This is a genomic window from Methylibium sp. T29-B (assembly GCF_000576225.1).
In the GTDB taxonomy this organism is placed as follows: Bacteria; Pseudomonadota; Gammaproteobacteria; order Burkholderiales; family Burkholderiaceae_C; genus Methylibium; species Methylibium petroleiphilum.
The window spans coordinates 1-512 of sequence record NZ_AZSN01000408.1; the positions used below are offsets into that span (position 1 = coordinate 1).

General features: G+C 77.0%; 1 pseudogene. It reads left to right on the forward strand.

Annotated features, from left to right (window positions below):
• Window positions 1-512 (forward strand): annotated as a pseudogene (locus Y694_RS25210) (hypothetical protein); the annotation flags it as partial.

Below are 512 nucleotides of genomic sequence, written 5' to 3' on the forward strand. Positions count from 1 at the left end.
CCGCGCCTACGGCAGCCAGCCGCTGGCGCGCGGCCACAGTGGGCCGGTGGTGCGTGCGCTGGTCGGGCTGCTGGAAGACGCGCGCGTGGAGCACCTGGCCTGCCGCGAGCTGCCCGGGCTGCGCCGGCTGTGGCTGCGCTTCCACACCGCCAGCCCGGCGCTGGGCGACGGCTTCGAGGCACTGATGCAGCGGCTGGCGCGCAGCCTGCTCGACGCCGGCTACGGCGACCCGCACCCCTGGGTGGCGAAGGGCCGGCGGCTGTTCTTCCTGGACGACCACGGCCAGGTGCTCGCGGTGCCGCACACCGCCGCGCTGCGCACGCTGGCCGCGCGGCTGGGCCACGACATCGGCCAGATGCGCGCCGGCTTCAACGACCGCGAGTACCTGGTGCAGCCGAGCTACCGCGACGACAACGCCTGGCTGTGGCTGCCCGAGCAGGCCGCGCCGGCGGCCGAGACCCCGGTGCCGCCCCCTCAGGCGGCCGGCGCGAACGACACACCGCCGCAGCCCG